We start from the raw sequence: 25709 nt of genomic DNA, 5'->3' as shown, positions 1-25709 counted from the left end.
GACTCGCCACTCTTCAACTCGGGCCCACCTCGCTGACCGACAGCCTTCCCGTTGTAGCTGCCGACTTCGTCCGAACAGCGTGTCAATGACAACAGCGCGACCGGCTCCGCGAACTCTGACATCTTCGCCGACAGGTTACATAGCGACGGGAGGACCGTGGAGTTGCTCGTGGCCCGTGCGATCGGCCTCGCGCAGGGCGGAATCGACGCGCGCGTACCTGCTCCTGGACGGCACGCTGATCCCGACCGACCGGGGCGCCGACCACGTTGCCCACGAAGTCGCCGAAGGGGTTCGGCGCGAACAAGGTAGCGATGCGGATCAAAGCGGGCGGGCTCGACCTCACGCCCACCGTGCCCGGTCTGCTCCATGCCTGGGTGCGCGCGACCGACGGCACATGGTTCGGCCTCGTCGAAGTCGTCATCCACACAGGCAACGGTCGTGGTCGGCTGCGAGTCACCCAGTTGTGCCCGCCCGAGGCAATCAGACCGGGCGATGAGTAGCCCGTACCCGATGAACTGGGCAGAATATCTGCGGCAATGGCCTCATCGAAGGAAGACGGTCGAATCGGGCTCAGCCGCCGTTCCGATTGCGTCGTGGCCATCGGCGGGGGCCTGGTGACTGAATCTGGTTGGGTTCGCCGCGAGTGTCTACCGCCGGGGTGTCCCGTTTGTGCGGGTGCCGACCACGCTGCTGGGAATGGTCGACGCGGTCGTGGGGGTGAAGACCGGCCTGAATTTCAACGGCCGGTGTCGGCACCGGGACCAGGCCCGCGCACGGCACGAGATCATCATCGTCGAACCTCGTCGAGTCCCCGGCGACCTGCTTGCCTGACGGATGCCGTCACTCGGATGTGTCGGTGATGCCGTAGGCGATCAGGATGTCGTTGCGGTCGGCGTATTCGGTGACTTGCAGGCTGAGTGGTACGAGTTCGGTGCTGTCGTGCAGTCGGATCGGTGTGGCGGTGGTGCGTCCGTAGGTGACGTGGAGCCGGGTTTCGGCCCAGAGTTCATTGAAGTTGTTGTGTTGGCGCAGTTTCCGTAACAGACTGCGTGCTTGGGGTGTGTCGCGGTATCGCCCGAGGGCGCCGCGGAGGAGGGTGACGCCGTGGCGGGCTTCGTGGTCCCAGTGGTCGATCACTTGCCGGGCGGTGGGGGTGAACAGCCAGAGCGCGAGGTTGGTGTCCGCGTGTTCGGTGAGGCCGGGTACGTGGCGGTGGAATGCATGGTTGCCGTGCAGCACGGTCGACAACGGGTCGATGTGGGCGGCGAGAATGTCCCGGGCGGAGAGGTGGTCCATGTACGCGAGGACTGCGGGATCGCTGAGATGGTGGCGCAGTTCGCCTGCCGCTGGCAGTGGCATCGAGGGTTCCCACAGTTCGCGCGTGTGACGTTGCTGCCACGGGTCGAGGTGGTAGGTGAAGGTGAGGCTGTCGAGGACGTCGCGGGTGGGGCGAAGGTGTTCGCGTTCGATGCGGGTGAGGTAGGAGTAGCTGATGTCGGCTCGCCGGGCGGCGGCCTCGCGTGACATTCCGCGTCGCCGGCGGGCGCAGTACAGCCATTCGTAGAGGTCGGGCATACGGGCCGGTTCGCAGGCGCGCCCGGGTGCTGGCGGGTGTGTGGTCATGGTGGTGGCAGTGGGGGTCCGTTGTAGGGGGTGCGGTAGGCGAGGTAGAAGCGGACGTCGTGGGTGTGCGTGTCGCCGAGTTGGATTCTCAGTGAGTAGGGTGCGCCGGTGTCGGGGTCGCGGCGGTGGAGCGGGTTGGCGGGGGTGAGGCCGTAGGCGACGGCGAGCGTGCCGGTCCACGTGTCGCGGAATGTGTTGTTGTTGCGCAGGTGCTGTAGCAGTGCGTGGGAGCCGGTGGCGGTGCGGTGGCGTCCGAGTGCGGCACGCAGGGTGGCCGTGAAGAAGGTGCAGTCGTGGTCCCGGTGCGGGGCCGCTGCTGTGGCAGCGTCACCGAAGGCCCAGAGGGCCAGGTTGCCGTCGTAGGCGTCCACGCCGGGGAAGGCGTGGTGGAATCGCTGGTTGGCAATCACTGTGTGCCACAGCGGATCCAGGTATGCGCAGGCGATGCCCTCGCGGTCGAGGCGGGCCAGGCGTGCCTGCTGGGCGGGGGTGGCGTAGCGGTGCCGTAGGTGATCGAGCGGGGTGAGGTCCATCGGTGGCGCGGCCAGTTCGCGGGTGTGGCGTGCCTGTGCATGGTCGAGTCCGTAGCCGAGGATGATCCGGTCCACTGTTGTCGGGGTGGGCGCGGAGAGGTGGTTTTCGACGCTTTTGAGGGTGTCGGGGTGGAGGCGCAGGCGTGCGGCGGCCTGCGGGCGCGACCAGCCGTGGTGGGCGCGGATCTGGCGTGCCCAGCACCCGAGGTCCGGCATCTCCACGGTGCGCGGGCTGCGGCAGCGTCGGGTGTGGCTCACCCGTCTGCGGGGCGGGTCGGTGACCCGGTCAGGAACCGCAGGCCCGCCCGGCGGCCCGTTGCCGGTGTCAGGGCGGCCAGGATGTGACTCATGGCCGCTTCCAGGTTCCACCATCCGTCGAGCAGGACGTCGGGCCAGGTCGGGCTGATGAACCTTCCGCGGTCGCTGTCATCGAGCTGCCGTTGCAACGCCTCCACCAGTAGCGGGCTCAGCCTCTGCCGCCGCCGCCAGGACAGCGGCCGAGGCCAGACGACCCCCAGGACCTTCGCGGCCTGCTCGAGATCGAACCAGCCCTGCAACAGGATGTCGTCGGGAAGGTCCGGCCCCACATAGGGTGCGTCGTGACGTGAATCTGCCTGGGCCCGAAGCGCTTCGGCGAGCACACGCGCCAATCGCTGGTCCGCGGACTCCGGCAACGGACGCGGGGTGTCCCGGTCCTCGGTGGCGGCGGCTTCGGCGGTCGCCCGCGCGTGCATCCACTCGCGCAGCAGGCCAGCCATGTGATGCCCCCACGCTTCCGCGGTCTGGTCCTCGGCGGTATCCGGATCCGGCGGCGACGCGACCTGGTCGCGGCCGGCTGAAGGCTCTCGCGCCGGACGGTGTCCGGTGCGGCCGGCGGCGGCCGGGCACCGGGTGGCGGAAAGCTCGGTGGTCTGTACGCCACAGTCGTGGCTGGTCAGCTGTAACTCGTCCATCACGTGCCCCTAATTCGTGTGGTGGTGGAGGTGGTGAGACCTGGCGTGACCGGCGGGAGCGATATCGCAGCAGGAATCAGGCCGGAGATGCCCTTTATCCCCGGCCCGCGTAAATGCGAACCCTCCGCCGATCAGCCTCGCCGCGGATCATCGCAGTGCCTCGGCCGGCCGTCGTGCCCAGCATTGTCACAATCGCACCGGAATGCAACCCTTTTCCCGGACATCTTGCACGAATAGGGGTGCCGGCACCCTTGATTCGTAGGACATGACGGCGAGGGATATGCAATTCGTAGGAAATGCGGCGTGCACACCGCGAATGTGTGGGAGTTACGCTCCGTGCACCCCGTTTCTGTAGGAGCACCGGGAACGATGGTCACTCTACCTGGGCAAAGACTAGCAGGGGCTCACGCAGAGTGGGTCCGGATGACGCGATTCCTACGATATGTAGGCCCTGTGGCGTGAATTCCGGCTATTTGTGGGTGTCCACGCGGGGATCCTTACTGTATGTCCGTGTTCCGTGTAATGCGTGATTGTGGTGGGCGCGATATCCTCGGACGTGTGTGCTGCGTTCCGGTTACGTGGCATCGCATACGGGATTCGTGATCCTCTGATCTGCGGCGGGAAACGGGGGGCTGGAGATTCGACGCCGATCGGTGACCGGCGATCACGCCCGGGATCAGTATTTCGAAAGGACCTCACTGGTGACAATCAACTCGCGCCGGGTCAGTGTCGGCGGTAACCGCAGTATCGAGCTCGGTGGCCTGACCCTCACCTATGTCGTCGATGGTCAGGCACCGCTGCCCGCGTGCCACTGGCTGCCGGGCACGACCCCCGACTTCTGGGCCGATCCTGCCCACAGCCGGTATCTCGACGACCGCCAGGCGCTGGCCGCGGGTGTCGGCGCGCTGCTGATCGAAGACGAAGCCACCGGCGAAGCGATGTTGATCGACGCCGGCTTCGGCCCCGTATCGCTGGACACACCGTCGGGCCGGGTCGGCGGCGGTGCGCTGCTGGACAATTTGCGCAGTGTCGACCGATCCGGTGGGGGCGGAACCGATCTGCTGTCGCGGATCACCACCGTCGCGCTCACGCATCTGCATCTCGATCACATCGGCTGGCTGTGCCGCAGCGTGCCCGGAACCGATCGGCTGCCGTTCGCGCACGCCTCGGTCGTGGTCGGCCGGGAGGAATGGGCGCATCGCCATTTGCTCGCCGCGCACGGTGTCGGCCCCGAACTGCTGGCGGCGTTCGAGCCGCAGGTTCGCCTCGCCGACCCCGGACAGGACATCGGCTTGGGCGTGACGGTGTTCCCGCTGCCGGGCCACACTCCCGGGCATACCGGTTACCGGATCACCTCGCAGGGAGCCACACTCGTCGTGGTCGGCGATGCCCTGCACACCGCGCTGCAAGTCGCCTGCCCGCACCTGTCCTCGGCCGCCGATATCGACCCGCGCCTGGCCGCTGAGGTGCGCGGATCCCTGGTCGGGATGCTCGCCGACGACGAGATCCCCGCGTTCGGTGTGCATTTCGCGGACGAGCAGTTCGGGCTGTGTATCCGCGACGGCGACGGCGGTATCCGGTGGCGGCCACTGCCCGCCTAGCCCGTGCCCCGGTCCGGGCTGCGGTGTGCCTGCGGGCGGGACACTGGAGGCGGTGGTGTCCCGGCCGGGCGGGTGAGTCCCGGGGCACGGCGGTGTGCAGCGGGACCGGCCCGGCGGTGGGCCGGTGCCGGGGTCCAGGGGGCGGGGCGGGGCTCACACACGCCAGAAGACCAGCTGCTGCCAGTCCGGTCTGTGAGGCGGGAAAAACGATCGCCAGCTCCCGAAATAGAAGTCCGCGGTCTCGCCGGTGCCGGGATGGCGGAGGGTGAAGATCTCCGGCACCGCCTCGTCGATCGGGGTCTGCCGCTGTGAGAGTCGCTTGTACTCCCGGGCCTGGCTCACCGCCCCGATGAGGGACTGCCGCCGGTCCTCACCGACGAGCTCGATGGACAGATGCTCGAGTCCCAGCAACAGGAGATACGCGAACGGCTCCCACCCCTGCGGCCCGAAGACGTGCTTGGCGCGGCGGTCCAGCATCATCCACAAGGCCAGATTCCGGAATTCGGTCACTCCGGGAAACCATTCCCGGCACTGCTCGTTGCAATACCCCACGTCGTAGGATCCCTGGGCGATCACGATGGCCGGGCCCGGCTGCCGGTCACAGAAGGCGATTTCGCGGGCGGTCGGCGGGGCCAGCTCGTCCATCAGCCGCGCCCGCCCGGTGAGCACCTCGATCACGTGGTCGAGCATCGGCTCGGTGATCACCTCCGCGGTATTGAAGTATTTCCACAGCATCTCGATCTTCACCCCGCGCTCCCCGCGTTCCAGCGCCTCGATCGATTTGTCACTGTTCCCCAGCAGCGCCGCCAATTGCGCCCGCGTCAGCCCCGCCCGCTCCCGCAGATGCCGCATGACCCGCGCCAAACGCCGCCGGCTTTCGATTTCGAGAGCTTTCTCCGGCACCGTGTCGTCTTGCGTCCTCATGACAATGGGTGCCCCTCTCCGGCTCCCGGGAGATGCTGCCCCTGTCGGCGCCCGGGAAACGCCAACATTCCAGAATGCCAGCCCGGCTCCCGCGAGTCCACCCGGGACGGACGGTGAGATATCAGGCACCGATATGGCGTGGTCCAGCGCCTGCACGTGCATTTCCCTGGACCTGGACTCGGTGCCGGGTGTGGTGTGCGGGCACGGTGTGCGCTGTCCGGGGTCGTGGCCCGGTGCTGGCCCGGCACCAGTATCTGGGCGCGCGGAAACCCGGTATCGAACATTGGAATCCCTCCTGACTCTCATCGTAACGGCAACCGATGCCTGCGACTGGCAGGGGGAGCGGGAATCCGGATATTGCACGTGCGTTCAGGAGGCTGTGTGGATTTGTCAATGCACCCTGCCAATACCTGATCGACGGTATCGGTACTGGTTGCCGCAGCAGGCCGGTCGGGTATCGGCTGTACTGACAAAATATTTCCCCGCCGGGATTGTGATGTCAGTGACATCGTCCGGGTTTTGATAGCGAGTGTGTATGACCTGCCCGGAAGGAAGGCTGCGGATTTCAGCTCCGTTCTGTACCTGCTCGATACCGCATATCGTGGGTTCTCACGGTTTTCGATAGTTCTCACCTGGTCGCGATCGATAAAACATTCCACGCCAGATCCAGGGGAGTTGCAGGCATGGACAACGTTGGCGACCGAGCTCGGCCAACGTGCATGAGCGGATCAGTGGCGAATACCACGGTGACGTGGTCAGCACAGCAACCGTCTCCGGTACCCCAAGAACCGTGTCGGCGGACGGCGAGTTGGGCGGTGGTGGGTGTGGCAGATGGCGGCCAGCGACGGTCCGGTCCAAGAACCGGCCGTTTTCGCGCCAATAGTGCGCGGCCACAGTAGGTTTGGCTGCCCATTTGGCGCGGGCAGTTTGTGAAGTGGCGGCGTCGCTCATGTCGGCAGTCGTGTCGCTCCGCGACCCGAGCGGAGTGTAGACTCGCCGCAGGATTCTCACTGATCTTGCGTAAACGCAAAATCGACGCAAAATGACTGAGAAGACGCAATCAGTCAAGAGAACCTACATCAGGACACTAGGCGAATCGACGGAAGTCCCAGCGTTGGCCCTGCCAGTCGGTCAGCGGCTCGATTTTCACTTTCTGTCCGTAGTCCGGGGCGTTGAGAACCAGGTCCTGTCCGGCGTTGTCACGTCCTGCATAGATGCCGACGTGATGGGAATCTGTGGCGCCTGATTCGGTGAAGAACACAAGGTCGCCGGGTGCCCGTTGATCGAATGGGACGATGGCCGCTCGTGGGTCGTCTTGCTGGTTCTGCGTGTAGTGGCCGAGGCGTATCCGTCCACCGCTGGCTTGAAAGATCGCGTACATGGTCAATCCGCTGCAGTCGAAGGTCCCGTATTCGCCTCCCGGTGAGGGGCCGTCGACGGTACCGCCGCCCCAGGCGTAGTCGGCCTTGCCGACCCATCTCGCTGCGGCCGCCACCACCGCGTCTCCGAACGGCCCGGCCGGCGCCTGTACCGGCCGCCCTTCTCCACCTTGCCCGCACCCTTGCGACTGCCTGGGAGTATCCGCGGATGCGTCAGCAGGTGTCGTGGTGACGTCGGCGAATGTCGCGTAGATCTGTCGGGCCAGCGACATCGATGCTTCGTACCGTTCGGGATAGGCGGAGTTCTCGACTGCTTGGGCGAGCGTGCCAGGGTCCATCGATGCCGCGCGGGGAATCGTGTCGGCTTGGGTGTAGAACCAGTTGATCTGGGTGACAGGGTCCATCAACGCTGCGATGCCACCGAGCCGGTCGGCCCATATCCCGGCGCGTATCTGGTGTGGCCCGAGCGAGTCTGCGTTACTGCTCTCGCCATCGGAGACATAGTGCTGCGACTCGGGCACTGTCGGGTTGGACAGGTTCCGGAATCCGGATTCGGTGGCGGCTGCCGCGAGTTCGGCGAGGATGACAGTTTCCGGTTCACTGCGCTGGCGGCCGATCGCGACGCCATTGCGGGCGATCTGCAATTGTTGCTCACCCAGCCCTGCCAATGCGACACCTGTCGGGCCCGCGACACCGCCGGCCAGTGCGGGTGCACAACCGGGGGTGGTGTCGGATCCGAATGTCGCGGTGATCATGACCAGGATCAGCAGCGGTACTGCCACCGCCATCGCGATCAGCGAACGTGCTGAACCCACGCTGCACCGTCGATGCTGCGCCAATCGGCGCCGCCGATCACAGCCGCACTCACCGTGAGTTCTCCCGGCGTTCGCCGCTCGTCACTGCCGCACCCGTATCGGCTGCTGCCCATCGGCTGGTCGCTGCGGCGCTCCGGAGAGGATCCGGGTTTCGCCGGCGGCGTACCAGCCAACCGCTTGCAGGCTGGAACGTGGCCCTTCGGCCACCGCGGCCTCCGACCCATCGGTGATCGTGACAATCGGCGATCATGTCGCGGTCCTGCCGACAGATGCTGCGTCCCAGCATGTTTCAGAACGGTGATCATAGATCCGGTCCCATGTCCGGTGTCTGGGCCGGTGGCTGCACCGATTCCACTGGGGCACTGTCGACTTCGGGCGCGGACCTCCAGCCCCGGCTGGTGGGCAGCGCGTTGCGCAGCAGGTGTGCCGAGGAGGTGCCCCACGCGTCGGTGCTGTGCGCTGCCACTGCCAGTTCGTCGACTATCGCACGGACCGCGGGAGTCAGCGGCGCGACCTCACCGTCCCGGTTTTCTTTCATGGTGATCGCCACCGGTCCGTACCAGCCGCTGGGGCGGTGGTAGCCCAAACGAGCGAACACGCGCTCTGCCAGAGCGTTCGGGTGCAGGGCAGGGTTGGACAAGCCGTCGGCGAACCAGGCTCGTACCTGTCCCATGCCCTGTGTGCTCAGGTCCGTGACATGCGTGTGGAGCGTCTCGCGGACCAATCCGTCGCGATCGTTGCTGCCGTAACCGACGGTGCCGTCGGGGTAAAGCACCACGAAATCGGCATGCCCGTTCATCGGTCTGTCCTCGGTGACAGCCGCCCCGGTGTGCTGGTGCTCGCACGAGATGACCGGTGCGTGGTTCGCGTACGGGTGATCATGGGTAGCGCCTTCCGGCGCATGGTTCCTCCGCGTTCGCTGATGTGACAGCGTTGGAGGCGTGATGTGCGCAGCTTCTTCGTGCCGTCCCGTGGAGCGGTGGGGCAGCGCGGCACGATCGTGGCGATATGGCCACCACGCGGATTCCCAATCGGCAGCAACGATCGAGGCATGCCAGGTGGTGACCCGATGCCTGCGAGCAACCGGCGAACTTGTATGGAGACAAGCGAATTCGGCCACGGAGAAACTTGTAGGTTCTCGACATTCTTTGCGTCCCAGCTCATTACGACCTGCGGGTGTCATGGTTTGTCTCACTGGTTTTGCGTCGGTTCTGTCTCATGGTTTTTGCGCTTTCTGTTGGGGTGGTTCGGAGTGCGGCTTGGTGTCCGTCGGGGGTGAAGCGGTAGTAGATGCGGCGTTGAGCGTTGGCTTGGGTGCGTCCGCGCGCGGCTCGTTCGTCTTCGGTTTCCTCGCGTCGGGTCAGCCAGCCGGCGGTTGTCATGCGGACGAGCAGTTTGAGGGTGACTGCGTCGGTGGTTGAGGTGGCGAGGGAGATTTGGCGGCAGAAGAATTCGTCGGCTGGGTGGTGTTCTGCGATGTAGTGCAGTTGCCGGACGGTTTTGGGTCGCAGCGCGAGGTGGCCGACGGTGAGGTCGTCGTAGGGGCGGTGCTGGGCGAGGGTCTGTGGGTCGGGCATGGCCGGGCATGTGTCGCCGAGCGCCGATCGCATCCGGTCGTGGACGAGGTCTGTTGCCAACTCGTCGAGCAGGGCTTGCCCGGCAGGGGTTGGCTGTTGTCGGATCGGACTGGTGTAGCGCTGGTAGAGCTGTGCGCCGAGGTCGTGTTCGAGGCGTTGGAACTGGGTCTTGAGGATCGAGTCGGCGATGCCGAGGTAGGACGCGGCCGCGAGCATGGACGGGAATTGCATCGCGATCTGGAAGCGCCGCAGTCGTTCCCAGCCCCTGTGGGTGTCTTCGACGGCGGAACGGATGCGGGCGGGCAGGTCGTCGTGGGTGGCGTTGGTTTCGCGCCAGCTGGCGACCCCCGGTGCGCGGGTGGGGATGCTGAGTCGGCGCAGTGCGACACCCACGGCGCCCTTGTTGATGCCGAGCTCGGCTGCGATGTCGGCCATGGGGCGGCGGCGCTCGAGGTAGTGCTCACGCAGCAGATCCGGGTCGATTCGGGCTGGTGCCGGTCCTTGCCGGACGGCGATGCCGTGTGCTCTGGCCCGCTGCGACACGATCGTCGTGCTGAATCCTGTTGCTTTGGCGAGTGCTCGCAGGCTGTTGCCGGCGTGCACGTATTCGCGTTCGAAGAATTCGCGGGTCAGGGTCCGGTCGGCGTGCTGGTTGCGGATCCAGGTGCTCGGCGGTGCGCTTTTCGGCCAGGGCGTCTGGGGAAGATCGAGGCGTTCCAACGCGAACCGGATGTGCTCGATGTGGACGCCGAGCATGCCGGCGACGTCGCTGGGGCGGCGTTGGTCGACGCCGATGAGCTGTTGGATCTTGTCCAGATCGAGTGTGTCGACGTCGATTCCGGGTAGGGTGATTCCGGTGGCGAGCTCGGCCGGTGGTGACCATGTCAGCGGTTCGTCGATGTCGAGGTCGGCCAGCACCGCGGCGGCGTGGTCGGCCAGCGCTCGTCGCAGCGGCAGACGCATGCCTGTGGTGAAGCGCAGGTATTGGCTGCGTTCGCCGCTGCTGGTGAACGCCAGTGGTTGGCGGGGGTCTGAGAAGTCGGCTCCGGTGAGCAGTTGGTAGAGGTGCCTGTTGGCGTAGCGCAGCCTTGCCCGCGAGTGTTCGTCGCCGGGATGCGAGTCGACCGCGCAGGCCAGCTCTCGCCAGCTGCTCCAGTCGATCGGCTCGGCCGGGACGCGGTCGCGGCGGCGCTGGTAGTCGATGGGTGTGCCGTTCAGGTCGAGGTGCTGCGCGATGCGTGCCAGGACAGCGACGACATTTCCGGCCATGTCGCCGGGGAAGAGCCCGAGTTCGCGGAAGGGAGTGCTGATGTTCTGGCGTGCGACGGCGACGTTGAACTGCTCGATGTCGGCGTCCTGGGTCCGGTCGGGGTGGCCGGGAATCAGCAGGCATGCGCTCATCGCCGCGCGCAGCCGGTCGGCGTAGCGGCCGGCGGCGGGCAGCAGGCGGCCGGCCCAGTCCGCCCAGACGAGCTGCGGCAGCATCGCGCTGCGATCGGGCGCAGGTCCGGTAGGTAGCCCGGCCCGTGCCGTGGTGGTGCCCAGCCGCAGCCGTTCGGTCGCCGGCAGTAGCGAGTCGATGGCGCGCAAGTATCGGTCTTGGAATCGGGTCGTGGTCGACCGCCATGCGGGGTGTCCCATCCCCGGCGGCGGCATCCGGGCACCGGCCCCGGTATCGACGACCGTGCGGCGCATCAGTTCCAGGCCCGCCGCTTCATCGGTTCCCAGCACCGTGTTGGCGTGGACCAGCACCGCTGCGGTCAACGCGGCGTCACCACTGGATCCGTCCAGGCGATGGCGCATGTCCACCCGCTCGGGATGGATCCGATCGGCGGCCTCGCCGAGCCCGGCGTGCTTGCCGAGCAACCACTTGCAGACTGCGGGAAGGTCTGCGAAAACGCTGGCGGCATCGTGGCGGCCCGGTCCTCGCAATGCCTGGATCAACTCCTCGATCCAGGTTTGCGCGACGAGGGCTTCCGGTGCCGCGGCGACGACGGCGACAGTCGACAGATCGGTGTGGCAGCGCAGTCGATTCTCGCGGTCGAGGACGTGGCCGCAGACGGTGGGCGGCAACGGCTTCCATGTCGTGCCGACGATGCGGCGGCGCGGCGCGCCGCCGCATCCTGGACAGGTATCGGCCAGCAGTGTCCGGTGGCGCAGACATGCCACGGTCCACTTGACGCGCCAGGTCAGCGGCCAGCCCGCGTCGTCTGCCAGACATGCCGGGCAGTAGCGTGACCCACCCGTGTGGAGCAGGTCGACACCGCCGAGCCCGGCGGCAACCGCGGCGTCGAGCCGGCCTCGGGGCAGCCCGGCGACCTGCTCCAGTCTCCGTAGCCAGGCGGGGTCGGGATCGTCGACGAGCGCTGCGGTGCGTGTGGGGTGGAGCCCTTCTCCGAACAGCCCGACGGCGACGAGCAGCTCGCCGGTCGTCATCCGGTGCAGCCCGGCCAGTCGATCCAGCCAGGAGTCCACGCTCTCCCCGCCGGCGAGGACGGTGCGGAACGGCAGGGTCGTGATCGCCTTGTTCATGACGCTCGCTTTCCGCGAGCGGCCGACGCCGACCGGCGGGCCTTCTCCGCTGTCTCGTCGATGCGGACGGTGTCCAGCAGCTCCCTGGTCAGCGCCTCGGTTCCGGTTCGCACCGCTTTGAAACAGCCGCGGTTGACCAGGGTCATCAACGATCCGATGTGGCCGCCGGTGCGGGCGAACAGCACCTCTGCCTGGCGGGCCAGCTGCCCGGGGCGATGACGGGCGAGCACGACCTGCCGGTCGATTGCCTTGACCAGGGCCAGCCAGTGCTCGTCGCGGTCGAACAACTCGACGCTGAGCCGGGTCCAGCGACGGCCGCTCTGGGCGAACGCGGCGTCAGCCCCGATGAGTCCTTCCTCGAAGAACCGCCGCTGACCCAACCCCACGCCGGCATAAATGAACGTGACAGGCAGTTCGTTCGCCAGCCACTTCAAGTGATTGCTGACGGCCAGTCCATCGGCCGAGTTGTGCTGGATGAAGTGGATGTCGTCGATGATCCCCACGCGCGATTCACATTTGAGAACACAGTCCAGGGCGTGGGTGGCCAGCTCGGCGGCGTTGCCGCGCCGGTCGGCCGCCGGGTGACCATAGAAACGGCAGATCAACTGGTTCACCGTGCGCAGCGTGGTGTGGGAGGTCAACCCGACCCGGAACACCGGGATCCGTTCGTGGCCCTCCTCCGTCAGGTCGCCGCCCCGGCGGATCGCGGCGCGGTGGAAGTCGCGGCCGAACAGGTTCACGATCGTCGTCTTGCCCAAGCCGGGGTAGCCGTCGATCACCGCCGCGCCGCGAACCCGGTCGGGGTCTTGCCGATTGGAGGCGACGATCAACTCGAGTTCGTCACGGATCGCGGTGAGCTGGGGTGTGGCGATGGTGCCGAAGTTGGCATGCCAGTCGCAGCGGGCCTCGTTGTAGTCCTCGACCGCGTCCTGACTCAACGCCCCCAGCGCCTTGACGGTGAGTTTCTCGGGCCGGACGCGAGGCACGGCCTCGACGAAACGACGCCATCCCTCCTTGCGCGACAAGCTGTAGGCGCTGTTCATTCCAGCACCTCCATCGCGTCGGCCCAGTAGTCCTCACCCGGCTCGTCGGCCGGGTCGTCGAACAACTCGTCCTCGGCGTCGTCGTCCCCGCGGATCTCCGCGCCGACGGTCCCGCCCAACATCGCCGCGGCAGGTGCCGCCGCGGCGTTGTCGAGGTCGGTCACGGCCTGCAATCCGCTGCGTTCGGCCGACAACCGTGCGGCCATGCGCCGCTCACGTCGGTCGATCACCTCCCCGGCGCTCCACCGGTTCAGCACTTCGGCCAACGCTTGCGCGGGGTCCACGAATCGGTTCTCGGTGGCGGTCAGGGTCCGCGCGTAGCGGGCGGCCTCAGCCGAGAACGGCATGCCGAGCATCGCCGCGTGCTCCCATTCGAGCCGATGCCAACACCCGTCGCCGGGATCTCGGAACCAGACAGAGCGCACGTCGTCGTCGTTGACGCGCAACGGCCATTTCCCGGCCGCCGTGCCGCCGTAGTCGCTGCGGCGGTTGCGGTAGGGGTTCAGCGCCTCGCCGTTGTAGCGGCGCCCGTCGATCTCCACCCCGTAGTGCTGGATCGTGCGCCATTCCACCCGCAGAAACTCGAGCGCCAGCTCAGGCTCTGCCGGGATGCGCAGCACCCCGGATTTCGCCAGGCCGACCGCGAACATGTCGTTGGGCGACAACCCCAGCTCGGGCCGCTGCGCCACGACCAGCCCGTCATGGCCGCTGCGGTGGTAGACCGTGACGATCCAGTCGCGGATCACGTCCTCGAGCTCGTGCAGGAACAGAAACGCCTGCCCTTCGAGGTCGATTCCGCGACTGTGCAAATCCGGTCCCTTGTAAGCGGGCAGATGCTGGATCAAGCCCTCGCGCAGGGAACGGAAGAACCTTTCGACCGTCGGTTTGTCGGTAGGTTTGCGGGGCTGGGCGGGCTGGATCGAAATGCCCATCCGCGCGCAAACCCCGATCACGTGCGCCGACAGGAACGCCCTGCCGTGATCGATCACCAATGTTTCCGGCGGACACCACACCTCGGTTTCGGTGTCGCCGAACTCGCTGAACACCAGCCGATCCGGCAGCCCGTGCAGCGGCCCCAACGTCGGGCGGCCCGACCCGCGTCCGGTGACCGCCTCGAACAGCACACCCGCAACATCGACCGCCTTGGTCGACACCGCCGTGACCTTCAACCCGAGAATCTGGCGGTCGAACAAGTCCTGCGCAACGGTCAGCTGGGCGCGCAACCATCGGCAGGTGACCGGCTCCATCGCGAACACGTCCAGGTCCTGGGTGTCGAGCACGACGTATTCGCCAGGCCGGGTCGCCCGCAACCGACCGTAAACACCCTGCGGGCGCTCCGCGATCGACCGGCGGCCCTTCGCCGAGCCGGACACGGCGTTGGTGCCCTTGGCCAGCACCTCCAGCCGCCGATATGCCGTGGCCTGCGACGGCAACGCCACCACGCCCGCGCCGTGCTCGCGTTCGAGCCGTTCGGCCACGCCCTTCAGCAACGCCGACCGCGACCGCGTCGACTCCCCGACCCCCGCCGCCATCTCGGCCGCGACCGCCGTGTCCCACCGCGGATCGACAGACGTCCGAAGACCTTTGCGGGCGCGATCGTCGACCAGGCCGGCTTCGCCGACCGCTCGATATGCCGCGACCCAGTACTCGACCGTGCGCACCGAGATCCCCAGCTCGGCGGCCTTGGACCGATATCGGTCCTTCATCGCCGTGTCGATGTACTCCGGTCGCGGCTCACCCTCAACCGCCGCGTCCGCGTAGCCGGCGCGATACCCGGTCAACACCTCCCGCACGTGCTCGGCCCGCTGCGACACCGTGTTCCGCTGCGCCGGCGACAGCGCCGACAACACCAGCCCCGGATCACCGGCACCATCGTCGAAGGACTCGACGCCGCGAGCGCGGGACACGAACTGCGCCAACGCGACACCGCTGTATCGGCCATCGCTGTGGCAGACGGTCACCGTGCGACCGTCGAACTCCGCGACCCGCACCATCTCGCCGTCGAACAACAGCGAGGTCCCCACCGTGATCTTCACCGTCCGCGCGTTCACGCCGCCACCGCCTTCACCACGGTCGCGCCGTCCAACGGCATCGACAGATCCGCGGTCAAACGCGCCGACCACAGCAAATGCAGCACCACCGGCCGCACCGACCACCGCCGGCACGCGACCGCCAAGCCCTTCTCCAGCTCCGCCAGACGCACCGGTTCCGTCGCCGCCTCCAGCACCACCTTCACCAGGCCCGCGGCGATCGTCGACGGCCGCCGGTAGCCGGCCAGGAAGCGCAGGTTCTCCAGCACGACCGGGTCCGCACCGCTCCACACCTCGAACTCGAAGCCCCGCAGCTCGCACAGCGCCCGCGTCCACGCGAACTGCGACACCACCGTCGGATCGTCCAGCCGTGACACCGCTTTCACATCGACCACCACCACCGTGCCGTCCGCCCTGGCCAACAGGAAGTCCGGCACATGCCGACGCGCACGCCCACCGTCCGGCCCCTCCAGCAGGAACGGCTGCGCGGCGATGCCCACCACAGACGAATCCTGATCAGCGACAATCAATCTCGCCAACTCCAACCGGCTCTCGTACACGACGTGGCCCCCCGTCGTCGCCGACCAGTACCAGCCCGAGTAGTGACGTCGCCCCTTGTAGGAACGGAACTCCCGCACCGGCAGACCCGCGACAACATCGCCGATGTCCAACTGCCGCAACGACATATCCACAAACCTCCCGTCCTGGCGTCGATACCGAACACTCACCGAGCCAGTGCCCGAAGAGCCGAAAACCTTTGTCAATCCATTGTTTTGGGTCATGCCGACGACCATCCACCCAGAAGCACCCGACATCCGAGAGGCACGCGGCAGGATTCTCACCGAACTTGCGCAGGCGCAGAATTTGCGCAAAACAAGTGATAAGGCGCAATTAATCATGAGAACCTACAAAACTACTACCGTTCGCTCGGCGGGCTGACGGTGCTGTGGATGTCGTCGAACCGCTTGTTGGTGTTGTGGACTCCCGCAGCGCGTTCGGTGGGGGTGTAGACCAGGCGGAAGGGGATGCCGGGCTGGTCGGCTTCCCCGGTCTTCAGCAGGAAACACCCCGTGCCTGGTGGTGCCTGGCGGGCCTGTTCGTCGAGCAGGTCGTCGCTGGGCGGGCGTGGGGCGGCCCACGAGGTGAGCAGCATTTTCTCGGTGTCGGAGAACGACACCACCGCGCGGAGGCGTTCGACTTCGTCGGGCGGGACGGGGCCGATGATCTTGGCGCGCGCTCTTTCCAGAAAGCCGAGGGCCTTGTGCCCGGAGGCGGGGGATTCGAAGGAGGCGAGGTCTTTGATGGTGTGGCTGCACATGATCAGGCCGGTGCCGAGGGCGCGGTTGAGGCGGGTGAGCGCGTCGACGCGGTCGATCATGTGCTCGCCGGCGCCGAGGACCCGCCAGATTTCGTCCATTACGACCTCGAAGGTGCGTTTCGGAGCCAGTCCGGCGTCGGCGAGGGTGTGGGCGGCAGCGATCGCTCCGAATCCCTCGCTCCAGCAGACCATGAGCACCGCGGCCAAGAGTTTCGTGTCCCCTTCGGGGATCCATGACACGTCGACACATACCGCAGGTGTGGAGACGTCCAGCGGGATTGTGGTGTGCCCGTTGAACACTTCCCCGAACGGTCCCTCGCACAACGCCCGCAGGGACCGGCGCAGCGTTTTCGTGCCGGCCCGATAGGCGGCCTCGTCGTCTTCTTCGGCGAAGCGGCGCATCTCGTCGCCGCCGGTGGCGATCACGGCCAGCAGATCGACCAGCAGCGGCGGATGGGCGGCGGTGAACCCGCCGGTGGTGTACAAAGCGCGCAGTCCGGCCGCGATGAGGGTTTCCTCGTAGTCGGCGACCCGCGCGCCGCGCACGAGTTCGATGAGCCCCGCGACGATGGTGACCTGCCCGGCGAGTACACGGGCGGCGACCCGGCGGCGCATATCGGGGTCGGGGAGCCGGTCGGCGATTGTGCCGAGGGCCCCGACGGCGAGGGGATTGAGGGTGCCGTGGCCGTAGCCGATGTCGACGATCTGCCCGCCGAGCAGGCCGACGAGGTCGCGGTAGTCGGGTTTGGTGTCGCCGAGGCAGAGGACTGTTTCGCCGGCGGCGACCGCACCGGTGACGATGCGGCGGATCAGGGAGCTTTTGCCGTAGCCGTTGAGTGCGAGGACGAACGCGATGGGGGCGGTGAGGAATCCGCGCAGGAACCACGACATCGGGTCGAAGTGGACCGGGCCGCCGGTCACGTAGTGCGCGCCGACGGGGACTCCGATCACGGGTGCGCTGGCGCCGACGGCGAACGGCCACAGCCCGGCGACCTGGGTGGTGGTGGACCGCCATTCCGGTGTCGAGGGCACCACCGCCGCGCGGCCGCCACCGGGACCGGCGTACCCACGGTCGGTCAGCGCGGCCGTCTCACGGGCGAAACGGTCCCGGTGAGTGTCGCCGACGCGCCGGGCCGCGGTCTGGCGGCGGTGGTCGTCGCTGTCGAGCAGCCGGCGCGCCCACCAGCCCGCTACGCCCCCGGCCGCGGCAGTCTGCTCGGTTTCGGCCCGGTAGCGCGGTGTCATGACCGTGATCCCGCCGGTGCGGGTCGTGCGCACCGTGCGGCCAGTCATTGCCCGATCGTCCGGGCTCATGTCAGCCGCTTCGAGATCGAGCTGTGCTCCGGGAGAATGACGCCGATCCCCAGCGAGGCGGCGAAGGCGGAGGCCTGGTAGCCGTAGCAGCGTCGCAGTGTCAGTCGTGACGCGGCGGACAGGGATTCGATCGAGGCGGCGATCACGGGCATGTCGTCGTCGAGGCGGGCGGTGGCGGTGACGAGCAGACCAAAGCGGGTCAGTCCGGCGCCGCGGGCTTGTTCCTGGCGGGCGGCTTTGGTGTTGTCGACACGGATGCTGGCGGCAGCGCTGGCGATGCCGCCGGGTTCGGTCTGCTCGGCGGCCAGCGCGTCGCGGAAGTCGCTGTCGACGATCTCGGTCGCTTCCGCGGCGGAATGCAGCCGGTACACCACCGCGACCCGTTTGCGGGGCAGGTCGGCGCGCGGTTCCAGCAGCGCTTTCAGCACGTTCTCGCTGATCGCGCCGAGAGGGGCGGTGTCCATTTCCCAGGTGACCGAACGGGCCGCGTCGTGCACATAGTGGTCCCACCGGTCCAGCGCCGACACCGGTCCGACGGTGTCCCACGATTGCGTGTCGCTGATCGACGGCCCGGCGGCTTCGATGTTGTCCTGGGCGGCGATATCGAAGCGGGACCGCACCAGTCCCAGTAACTCCCACGCCGGCATCGGGGCGGCGGGCAGTCCCGCGCGAGCCAGCTGTGACAGGACTCCTTGCAGGCGTTGCGCGATCTCGCGGGCCTGCTCGGGCTGGTTGCGACGCAGCTTGCCGCGGGCCCGGTAGGTGATCGCGATCCGGGCCTCGATGCGCACCCGCCCACCGGCCACGGCGGCGGCTTCCCGCATCACCGTCGCCGCATACGCTGGCGCGTTCTCGCGGACCAGGCGTGCGACTTCGCGGCGTTGCTTGAGCCGGGTCTCGCGGACTGTTTCGCAGACACTGGTGACGGCGACGACATCGCCGCTGCGTCCCTGCGCGGCGAGGAACTGACCGTAGCCGTCGACCCAGGAATCGATCTGGGCTTGGTCGACCAGTTCCTCCCCGGCGGGCAGGACACGCAACACGACCGTGTAGTGGTCGGTGCGGCGGAGGTGGATCAACCCGAACCGCTGACCGCCGGGGGTCTCGTATTCGGTCAGCTGGGAATCCGCGGCCAAGCCAGGTAACCGGCTGGTTCCGGGGATCAGGGAGAACCGGCCGGCACGATACACCTGTTCCCCGCGGACTCCGGCCATGGCGAATTGGGTACGCAGCAGCAGGATCTCCCAGCCGGTGCGTCCGTTGCGGGTGATCACCATCGGGGTGAACACGGCAGCGGAGGCGAGGATCTGCAGCCCGGTCACCGGCAGCGACCGGGTGATCAGGTAGCCGATCATCACGGCGATCACCAGCCCGATCCCGACCATCGACACCCCGAACGTCATGCCGAAGAACCCGGCCGACCGCGGCTTCTCCCACCGCCCGTACAGCCGCGCGGTCACTGCGGCACCTCGTCACCAGGATCCGGCGTTGCCGCTTCGTTCATCCCGCCGTACAGCTTCTTGCCGGTCTCGACCGCCGCGGACGCCGCCGCCCCCATCGGACCGGCGGCGGCGCCCGCCCCGGCCGCAGCCTCCCCACCGGCACCAGCGGCCGTGGCCTTCGCACCACCGGTCCCGGCGGTCGCCTGTGGTGCCGACGTGGCGGCACCGCTGTCGGTAGCTGAGCCGCCGCCGGTTGGGCGACCACTCCATCGGCCACCGCCGCTGTCGGCGGCACCTGGGCCGCCCGAGTGTTCGTCGACCGGTCGGGCACCGGAACTCTCACTGCCGCTGCTGTTTGCGCCGCGGCTGCCGATGGCGTGGCCGATGCCGGCGCCGACGGCTCCGGCGGCGATCATGCCCATGCTGCTGCCGCCCATCGTGGCGACCGCGGGAGCGACCAGCCGGATGATCGCGGGCAGTACCAGCGAGACCAGTGCCAGCAGGATCAAGCTCAGCAGCGTCTGCTGCGGGTCGCTGCCGGGTCGGCTCCCGGCGCTGAACGCGACCACATACACCAGCGCGCCGACGGGCTTGTAGAGCATGAACGCCAGCGACCAGGACACCAGGCGTTTGTAGGCTTGGGAGCCGGGCCCGGTGCCGGCCGCCGACGCAGCGACCGGGATCAACGCGACGACAACGATCAGCAGGGCCTGGCGGATGACCAGCAGCACCAGTTGCAGCAGGGCACCGATAACGCCGAGAATCGCGACGAGGAACATCGCCCCGGACCCCAATCCGTTGCTGGGGGAGGCGAGGTCGGCGTTGACCATGTTCTTCACCGCGGTCGAGGCGTCGTTGTTGGTGGCGTCGGTGATCACCCAGGTACTGAATGCGTCCCCGAACCGGGTGCCGACCGCGACCAGCGCGGCGAACATCCACGACGCGAGGACCGCGCGCGCGAACACCAGGAACGTTTCCTGGGTTTCGGCCACCAGCCCGCCGCGGCGGGCCATCGCCAGCCGGGCGCCGGTCACGATGATCGCGCCGGTCATCAACAACAGTTGCAGGTCACCGGTGTACTCACGGACCGCGGTCAGCACCGGTCCCGGGGCACCGGTGGCCGGGTCGGCCAACGCAGGCGACGGCAGCGTGATCCACCAGTCCAGGCACCATTCCAGTGCTTTCGCCAGCCCCCGCAACAACGATTTGACCATCGCATCGAACGCCGACGACACGATCTGACCGGTCGCGTTGCCACCCGCGTCGGTCACCACCTTCTTCAACCCGTCACAGGCCGTGCCGATCGCACCCGGCAGATCACACAACCCACTGTGCGGCGCCGGAGACCCCGAAGGAGGCGCGACAGTATTGCCCGGGGCCGCGCGCACCTGGCCGGCACACAGCATACCGGCTCCCGGTACGGTGACGGCGATAGTGATCCTTGTGACGGTGCGTATCGAGGGGAATGTCATTGCCAGACCCCGAAATCTGCCAGCGAGGTCACCGCGGTGGCCGGTTGCCAGAGGGCGTCGATGTCGTCGACGCGGACCCGCCAGTCGCCGCCGGTCCATGCCATCGGCCAGCTGCTGTAGGCGATCGCCGAGGGGGTGCGGACGGCGATGTCGACCACGGCGAAGTCCGGGCGATAGTCCGGGTGGATCCGGAACCCGGCCGGTACCACGAGATTGCGGCCGGTGTCCGGGTTGTCGGCGCGACTGGCAGCGAAGCGATCCACCAACGGCTCCCCGCCATCGGTGAACCGCTGCGCGACCACCTGCTGCCACATACCCTCTGGCGCGGCCAGGGCCCGCGCGAACGCATCCCACGCCGCCAGACCGGCGCCCTGCGGCGTGTCGGAGAACCCGGACGCGACCCCGTCACGCACCTGGCGGGGGCCGTCGCTGATCGAGAACGGCAACGCCGCAGTGCCCCAGCCGCGTTCCCACACCATCCCCGCCGGCGCGGCGCGCAAATAGAACGGCCCCAGCACCGGATCCGGTCGCTGACCCGGGTCCTGCGGCAGCACGATCCCTTGCGGGTCGACCGGGGTATCCAGCCGTGTCCCGAACCCGTCGGTGGTGGGCAACCCGAACCCGGGCCGTGCGCCCGGCACGAACGACACCGTTGGCGCCGAGCCGGTCACCGGCGACACTACTGCCGGACCGGTGTCGTGTCGTGCGCCGATCGTCGAGGTGACGGCAGCGAGCAGCAGGATCAGGACCGCGACCGCCGGCAGCAGCCAGCGTGGGGCGCGCATGTTCATGACGAGGGGTGCCTCTCTGGTCAGGGCTGGGGGAGGAGGACCATGTCCGGGGGTGTCGCGGTCACTGCGGTCACGAGGCCGCCTGCGGGCGGGGCCGGTAGGGCGAGCTTCCAGTCGCCGTCGCTCCAGACGACGGTGGCGGAATTGGCCGTCAGCGACCCGTCGTGCTGGCGGGTGTAGATCACGACGCCATCGCTGTCCGGGCTCCAGCCGGTCAGCCGGTAGCCGAGAACCTGCGGTGCCGTCCCGGCAGGGACGGGGCCGCGGATCGACAGCCGAATGCGGGCCACTGCCCATGCGTCGCGTCCGGGACCGGCCGCCAGTAGACGCCCCACCAGCCGATATTGAGTGTCGTCGGCAACCGACATGCGGATCGTGGTCCCGATCGCCGCCAGCGCCGCCCCCGCCGGAGTACGCCGGTAGCCGGTAGCCACGGGGCCACTGACGACGGCGGGGCCTTGATCCGCGCCCGGGACTTGCACGCCTTGGAAGTCCGTCCACCGCACATGCGTGGGGACCGCGTGTACATCGACACCGGTGGGCGCAGCCACGTAGCGGGTGTCGTGTCCGCAGCCGGTCGCCGACCACGCCACGACAGTGGCAAGCAGTATCGGGATCGTGAGCCGATCGGCTCGGATTCGTGTGGGGGACATCGTGTTTCCCTGAAGTGCATGTGATGGACAGGTGCGTGGGAGGGCGGTCAGAGTGGGGCGTAGAGGGCTCCGGCGATCAGCCCGGCCGAGCCGACGACGACGCCACCGATCACCGCGCCGAATAGTCCTTCGACGCTGTCGTCGCGATGGCTGCGGAACGCCAGCAGCGCGGCGGCCCAGAGGATCCGGGCGATGCACAGCACGCACACGATCCAGCCCGCCCAGCCGAGCACCTGCAACAGTGGTGCCGATACATCTGCTGGCAACGGCTTCGCCACCACCACAACGGAACCCGGGAGGATCGTAGGCGTCACTGGGCCGACACCACAGCGTTCATGATCGCCCCCGCCGAGGTCATGAGGACGCCACCGATCAGCGCGAAGAACACGATCTTCGGCGATTCCATGGCGCCCCCGTGCATCCTCTCCCAACCGAATTTCCCGCCCGCGTAGATCAAGGCCGCGATCCCGGCGACCATCGATCCCCACGCCAGCCAGTTCACGATGTTCAGCAGCCCTTGCGAACCCGGGGGCGGGGTCGGCCGCACATTGATGTCGCCGTGCACCATGACCGCAGCGGTGAGATCGGTGGTGTACAGGCTTGGTGAGGAAAACATGGGTGTCCCTTCATGATTCGTGGGTGGAAGGCAGTCGGCGCGAGGCGGCGATGAGTGCGGTGATTGCAGCCCCGGCCCGCGCTGCCTCGATCGGTGCGGACACGGTCAACGCCGGTACACCGCGCCACCGCCTGTGCCTCGGCAGGGGATCGAACGGGGTGTAGACCGCGAGGTCGCCGGGTTCGAGCGCGATCAACTCGTCGTGCCAGCCGAGGTTGAACACGGCGGCCGGGTCGAGCAGGTCGGTGATGGTGTCGCGGTAACGTCGCACCGACGCGGGGAGCCGGCCCGGCCGCACCGGCGTCAATACCAGTGCGGTCACTGTCACACCGCCCGGTGTCAGCCCGGCCCGCCATTCCCGTAACCGGTCCGCCGCCGCGACCAACCCCGGCATACAGGTGCGGGCTGCCAGCACAACACGTTGCGTGGTGTCCGGCGACCCGGGCCAGGCACGGCCACCGTCGGCGGCATGCGCCCACCACCGCGCCAGCGTCGTCGCGCCCGCCCCACCGTGGGCAGCCACGACGGCGAACAGCGGCGGATGTGCGCCGGTCAACGGGAACGGTGTCCGCCGCACCGGCGCGCGCCGCGACCGCGGCGGCACGGTGATCGACCCGATCACCGCCTCACCAGCAGCTCCTGGCGGTGAGTCGTCGCGGTGCCGGGGGAAGGAGGCGCTGCCGGTCACCGGTCATCCTGCTTTCGCGATGGCGACGATGACCGTGGCGCCGGCGGCGATCCGTACGTCGATGACTTGCAGGTAGTCCACGCGTACGCCGTCGGGGTGGACCTCCACGAGGTGCACGTTCGCGGCATTGCTGCTGACGGGTGTGACTGCGACGCAATGCCGGGTTCCGGCCGGGATCGACGCGATCCCCGCTGCCAGCCGGGCCGGATCGATTCCGGCCTCCGGCGCCAGCAATACCGCCAGCGCCTCACCCGACCGTTGGACGTAATAGCCGTATTCGAACGCCGCGATCACCCCGGCCAGCGTGTCCCGGTCACCGGGGGCATCGGTCACGGTCGTCGCGTCACTGCCCAAGAGCCCGGCGCAGGCCGGATTCACCGGGACGGTCGGTGATACGGACACGTGCGGCGAGCCCGCCTGCGGGAATGTCGGCGCCGCCACCTGTTCCGGCGCGCGGGTCGCCGCGAGTGCACCGGTGATACCCAGCCCTGCGGCGAGCGCGAACACCGCGGCCGCGGCCAGCCACCCCCGCCACGGCACCGACGCCGACAGCCTCGCCAGCGGCGCACGTGTGAAATCCCGAGTGCCACGGCGGGATTCGAAGCGGTCTCCCGGTGAGATGTCCGGTGCGGGTGCCGGGTCCCGGTGTCCGTCGAGCCAGCCCCATCCCAGTCGTGGATCACCGGAGACATCGGCGCTCGACCGGTGCGGTGTACCGGTGCCTGCGCGGGTCCGGTCGCCGGTCATGACGGTGGTACCGCCGTCGCGCCGGGTGAAGGTGCGGAGGGGGCTGGGAACCCGGTGGTCGTCGGTGCCGACGATGCTGTGACAGGTGTGGTGAAGTCGGCTGCAGGTGTGCCGAATGATGCTCTGGTGGAGGCGATGTCGTGGGCGAGGGCCGCGAACCAGGTCGCGGCCGCGGCCAGAGGCGGTTGACCGGTCGTGGTGGCGGGGACTTGACCGTAGGTGTTCTGGCTGGCGATGGCCGAGGAGTATTGGGCGACCATGTCGAGGTTCGCCAGGTCGCTGTTGTCGGTTACGGTGTCGCGGATCGCCTGGAAGGCTTCGTCGACGAGCCGGACCGGCATCTCCGGGGAGACGACCTGGACCACGGCACCGGCGAGCTTGGTCCCCAGAATGCCCAGCGCGGCCACCGGATCGGCCAGCCCGACCGTGGCCAGCGCAGCGATGGTGTCCGGAGTGAACACGTCGGTGACGACGCTGACCACCGTGTTGAACGCGATGGTCCCCAGCTTGAACAACGCCGCGATCGCGTCGTTGGGACCCGGCTGCGGTGCCTGCGGATCGGACGCGTCGGCCAGCCTTTGTGCGATCGACTCCTGCGGCTGGTAATCGACCGTGTCCAACGAGGTACCGGACAGATCGTTGCCGACGATCGTGATCCCGGCGTTGATGACCGTCGCAGACAACGCGTCCGCGATACTGCCGATCGCCGACACCGGATCACGGAAATCGCCACGGCGCGCGATATTGGCGACCACGTCCAGCAGCGCACCGTGCGCCGGCTTGTCACAGGTGACATCACCAGGGACACAGAACTGTGCGACCCGCCCACTCAGGGCCTCGTAGTCCGCCGGTTCGCTCGGCGCTGTCGAGATCACGGTTGCGGCACCGGGGACCGCGACGCCGCCGGTACCGGGCAGGTGCGGGTCGAGGAGGTTGATCGCCGAGACCGCAGTGCCGGTCGTGCCCGGTGCGGGATCCGGTGTGGTCTGTCCAGGGCGCCCCGGCAACACTGTCGTGCCCGCGGGCCTGCCGGGATCACCGAACAGTGCCACACCGGCGATCCGGTCGGGGGGCACCGGCCCGGTACCTGTCGCCGCCTGGTGCGCGAACTGCGCGATTACCGGCGCGCCGTCGGTGTACCCCGCGGCAGCCAGCAGCGTGCGCGGACACCGGGCGATCACCGAGGAGGCCATCGTGTCGACGCGTTGGAGCGTGGCTGTGATCGAGGCGGCATAGCTGTCGGTGGCGCCGGTCGCCGTGCTGCTGTCGGGATCGCGGGTGACCGCCGGCGCGTCAGTGCCGATGTCGAGGTGCTGATAGGGCACGTAGGCGCGTTGCACCAGACCCGGGGCTTGCGCCGTTACCGACCGCAGCAGCGTGCCTAGTACCCCCGTGTCCAGATCCGCAGGCGTGTCCGGCGACGACTGATCCGCACCCTGCACCGCCAGCACATACAGCGCCGGACATGTATTACTCAGCGGTGCAACAGGATTCGCGTGCATCGCAGGCACCGCGCCGACCACGCCGACAACCGCCGTGGAAGTAACGATCGCCGATGCTGCTAAGCAGTGCCTCCGAGATCGCCGTCTGTGCAGAGTATTCGCCATCAGAGTCTCGATTCGTGCGCCGGTCGTGCGGAAGTGAAGATCGCTGAGGAA

General features: G+C 68.0%; 23 protein-coding genes. 3 read left to right on the top strand and 20 right to left on the bottom strand.

Going from position 1 to position 25709, the window contains the following annotated elements; genetic code table 11:
* Positions 1-311 precede the first annotated feature (311 nt).
* Together LBW94_RS39030 and LBW94_RS44310 are read left to right on the top strand one after the other, a co-directional pair.
* On the top strand, positions 312-500 hold the full coding sequence (locus tag LBW94_RS39030; protein WP_225061062.1) for a hypothetical protein: 189 nt from the start codon (positions 312-314) through the stop codon (positions 498-500).
* Between the two features lie 196 nt (positions 501-696).
* Positions 697-831, top strand: a complete 135-nt coding sequence (locus LBW94_RS44310; RefSeq protein WP_323138041.1) for a hypothetical protein — start codon at positions 697-699, stop codon at positions 829-831.
* A 9-nt stretch (positions 832-840) separates the two neighbouring features.
* Here LBW94_RS44310 and LBW94_RS39020 read toward each other — a convergent pair whose 3' ends face one another.
* The 3 genes from LBW94_RS39020 to LBW94_RS39010 are packed head-to-tail and all read right to left on the bottom strand — an operon-like array spanning position 841 to position 3109.
* Complete coding sequence (locus tag LBW94_RS39020; RefSeq protein ID WP_225061061.1) at positions 841-1623, bottom strand: helix-turn-helix domain-containing protein; 783 nt, start codon at positions 1621-1623, stop codon at positions 841-843.
* Complete coding sequence (locus LBW94_RS39015) at positions 1620-2414, bottom strand: helix-turn-helix domain-containing protein (RefSeq protein WP_225061060.1); 795 nt, start codon at positions 2412-2414, stop codon at positions 1620-1622. The genes LBW94_RS39020 and LBW94_RS39015 overlap by 4 nt, the downstream gene beginning before the upstream one ends.
* The gene (locus tag LBW94_RS39010) at positions 2411-3109 is read right to left on the bottom strand and encodes a hypothetical protein (protein WP_225061059.1); all 699 of its coding nucleotides are present in this window, start codon (positions 3107-3109) and stop codon (positions 2411-2413) included. Before LBW94_RS39010 ends, LBW94_RS39015 begins: the two co-directional genes overlap by 4 nt.
* A gap of 701 nt (positions 3110-3810) precedes the next feature.
* On the opposite strand from LBW94_RS39010, the gene LBW94_RS39005 reads away from it, so the two are divergent.
* Entirely contained in the window at positions 3811-4710 is a 900-nt protein-coding gene (locus LBW94_RS39005; RefSeq protein WP_225061058.1) for an MBL fold metallo-hydrolase, read from the top strand.
* 153 nt (positions 4711-4863) lie between these two features.
* On the opposite strand, the gene LBW94_RS39000 is transcribed toward LBW94_RS39005, so the two are convergent.
* The 17 genes from LBW94_RS39000 to LBW94_RS38920 all read right to left on the bottom strand — a co-directional run bounded on the left by LBW94_RS39000 (position 4864) and on the right by LBW94_RS38920 (position 25553).
* Entirely contained in the window at positions 4864-5634 is a 771-nt protein-coding gene (locus LBW94_RS39000; protein WP_225061057.1) for a helix-turn-helix domain-containing protein, read from the bottom strand.
* Between the two features lie 1087 nt (positions 5635-6721).
* Complete coding sequence (locus LBW94_RS38995) at positions 6722-7828, bottom strand: C40 family peptidase (RefSeq protein ID WP_225061056.1); 1107 nt, start codon at positions 7826-7828, stop codon at positions 6722-6724.
* A gap of 301 nt (positions 7829-8129) precedes the next feature.
* Complete coding sequence (locus LBW94_RS38990) at positions 8130-8627, bottom strand: hypothetical protein (RefSeq protein ID WP_225061055.1); 498 nt, start codon at positions 8625-8627, stop codon at positions 8130-8132.
* A gap of 364 nt (positions 8628-8991) precedes the next feature.
* A complete protein-coding gene (locus LBW94_RS38985; protein WP_225061054.1) occupies positions 8992-11937 on the bottom strand; it encodes a TniQ family protein in 2946 nt (981 codons plus the stop codon).
* Positions 11934-12980: an AAA family ATPase gene (locus LBW94_RS38980; RefSeq protein ID WP_225061053.1), complete on the bottom strand. Its 1047-nt coding sequence runs from the start codon at positions 12978-12980 to the stop codon at positions 11934-11936. The genes LBW94_RS38985 and LBW94_RS38980 overlap by 4 nt, the downstream gene beginning before the upstream one ends.
* Positions 12977-15031 (bottom strand): helix-turn-helix domain-containing protein, encoded by a 2055-nt coding sequence (locus LBW94_RS38975; RefSeq protein ID WP_225061052.1) that lies wholly within the window; start codon positions 15029-15031, stop codon positions 12977-12979. Before LBW94_RS38975 ends, LBW94_RS38980 begins: the two co-directional genes overlap by 4 nt.
* Positions 15028-15804 carry a TnsA-like heteromeric transposase endonuclease subunit gene (locus LBW94_RS38970; RefSeq protein WP_225061051.1) on the bottom strand — a complete coding sequence of 259 codons (777 nt, stop codon included), beginning with the start codon at positions 15802-15804 and terminating at the stop codon, positions 15028-15030. Before LBW94_RS38970 ends, LBW94_RS38975 begins: the two co-directional genes overlap by 4 nt.
* A gap of 122 nt (positions 15805-15926) precedes the next feature.
* Positions 15927-17621, bottom strand: a complete 1695-nt coding sequence (locus LBW94_RS38965) for a hypothetical protein (RefSeq protein WP_225061050.1) — start codon at positions 17619-17621, stop codon at positions 15927-15929.
* A gap of 17 nt (positions 17622-17638) precedes the next feature.
* Positions 17639-19102: an SCO6880 family protein gene (locus LBW94_RS38960; protein ID WP_225061049.1), complete on the bottom strand. Its 1464-nt coding sequence runs from the start codon at positions 19100-19102 to the stop codon at positions 17639-17641.
* Entirely contained in the window at positions 19099-20355 is a 1257-nt protein-coding gene (locus tag LBW94_RS38955) for a hypothetical protein (protein WP_225061048.1), read from the bottom strand. Before LBW94_RS38955 ends, LBW94_RS38960 begins: the two co-directional genes overlap by 4 nt.
* 197 nt (positions 20356-20552) lie before the next feature.
* The gene (locus LBW94_RS38950) at positions 20553-21347 is read right to left on the bottom strand and encodes a hypothetical protein (protein WP_225061047.1); all 795 of its coding nucleotides are present in this window, start codon (positions 21345-21347) and stop codon (positions 20553-20555) included.
* Between the two features lie 20 nt (positions 21348-21367).
* Positions 21368-22000: a hypothetical protein gene (locus LBW94_RS38945; RefSeq protein ID WP_225061046.1), complete on the bottom strand. Its 633-nt coding sequence runs from the start codon at positions 21998-22000 to the stop codon at positions 21368-21370.
* Between the two features lie 47 nt (positions 22001-22047).
* Entirely contained in the window at positions 22048-22278 is a 231-nt protein-coding gene (locus LBW94_RS38940; RefSeq protein WP_225061045.1) for a hypothetical protein, read from the bottom strand.
* A gap of 32 nt (positions 22279-22310) precedes the next feature.
* Entirely contained in the window at positions 22311-22616 is a 306-nt protein-coding gene (locus tag LBW94_RS38935) for a hypothetical protein (protein ID WP_225061044.1), read from the bottom strand.
* A 10-nt stretch (positions 22617-22626) separates the two neighbouring features.
* Positions 22627-23304: a hypothetical protein gene (locus LBW94_RS38930; protein ID WP_225061043.1), complete on the bottom strand. Its 678-nt coding sequence runs from the start codon at positions 23302-23304 to the stop codon at positions 22627-22629.
* A gap of 3 nt (positions 23305-23307) precedes the next feature.
* The gene (locus LBW94_RS38925; RefSeq protein ID WP_266273162.1) at positions 23308-24051 is read right to left on the bottom strand and encodes a hypothetical protein; all 744 of its coding nucleotides are present in this window, start codon (positions 24049-24051) and stop codon (positions 23308-23310) included.
* Positions 24048-25553, bottom strand: a complete 1506-nt coding sequence (locus tag LBW94_RS38920; RefSeq protein WP_225061041.1) for a cutinase family protein — start codon at positions 25551-25553, stop codon at positions 24048-24050. The genes LBW94_RS38925 and LBW94_RS38920 overlap by 4 nt, the downstream gene beginning before the upstream one ends.
* Positions 25554-25709 lie beyond the last annotated feature (156 nt).

The sequence above is a fragment of the Nocardia sp. alder85J genome (genome assembly GCF_020176955.2).
Lineage (GTDB): Bacteria > Actinomycetota > Actinomycetes > Mycobacteriales > Mycobacteriaceae > Nocardia.
This window is presented reverse-complemented; position numbering and strand designations above follow the sequence as displayed.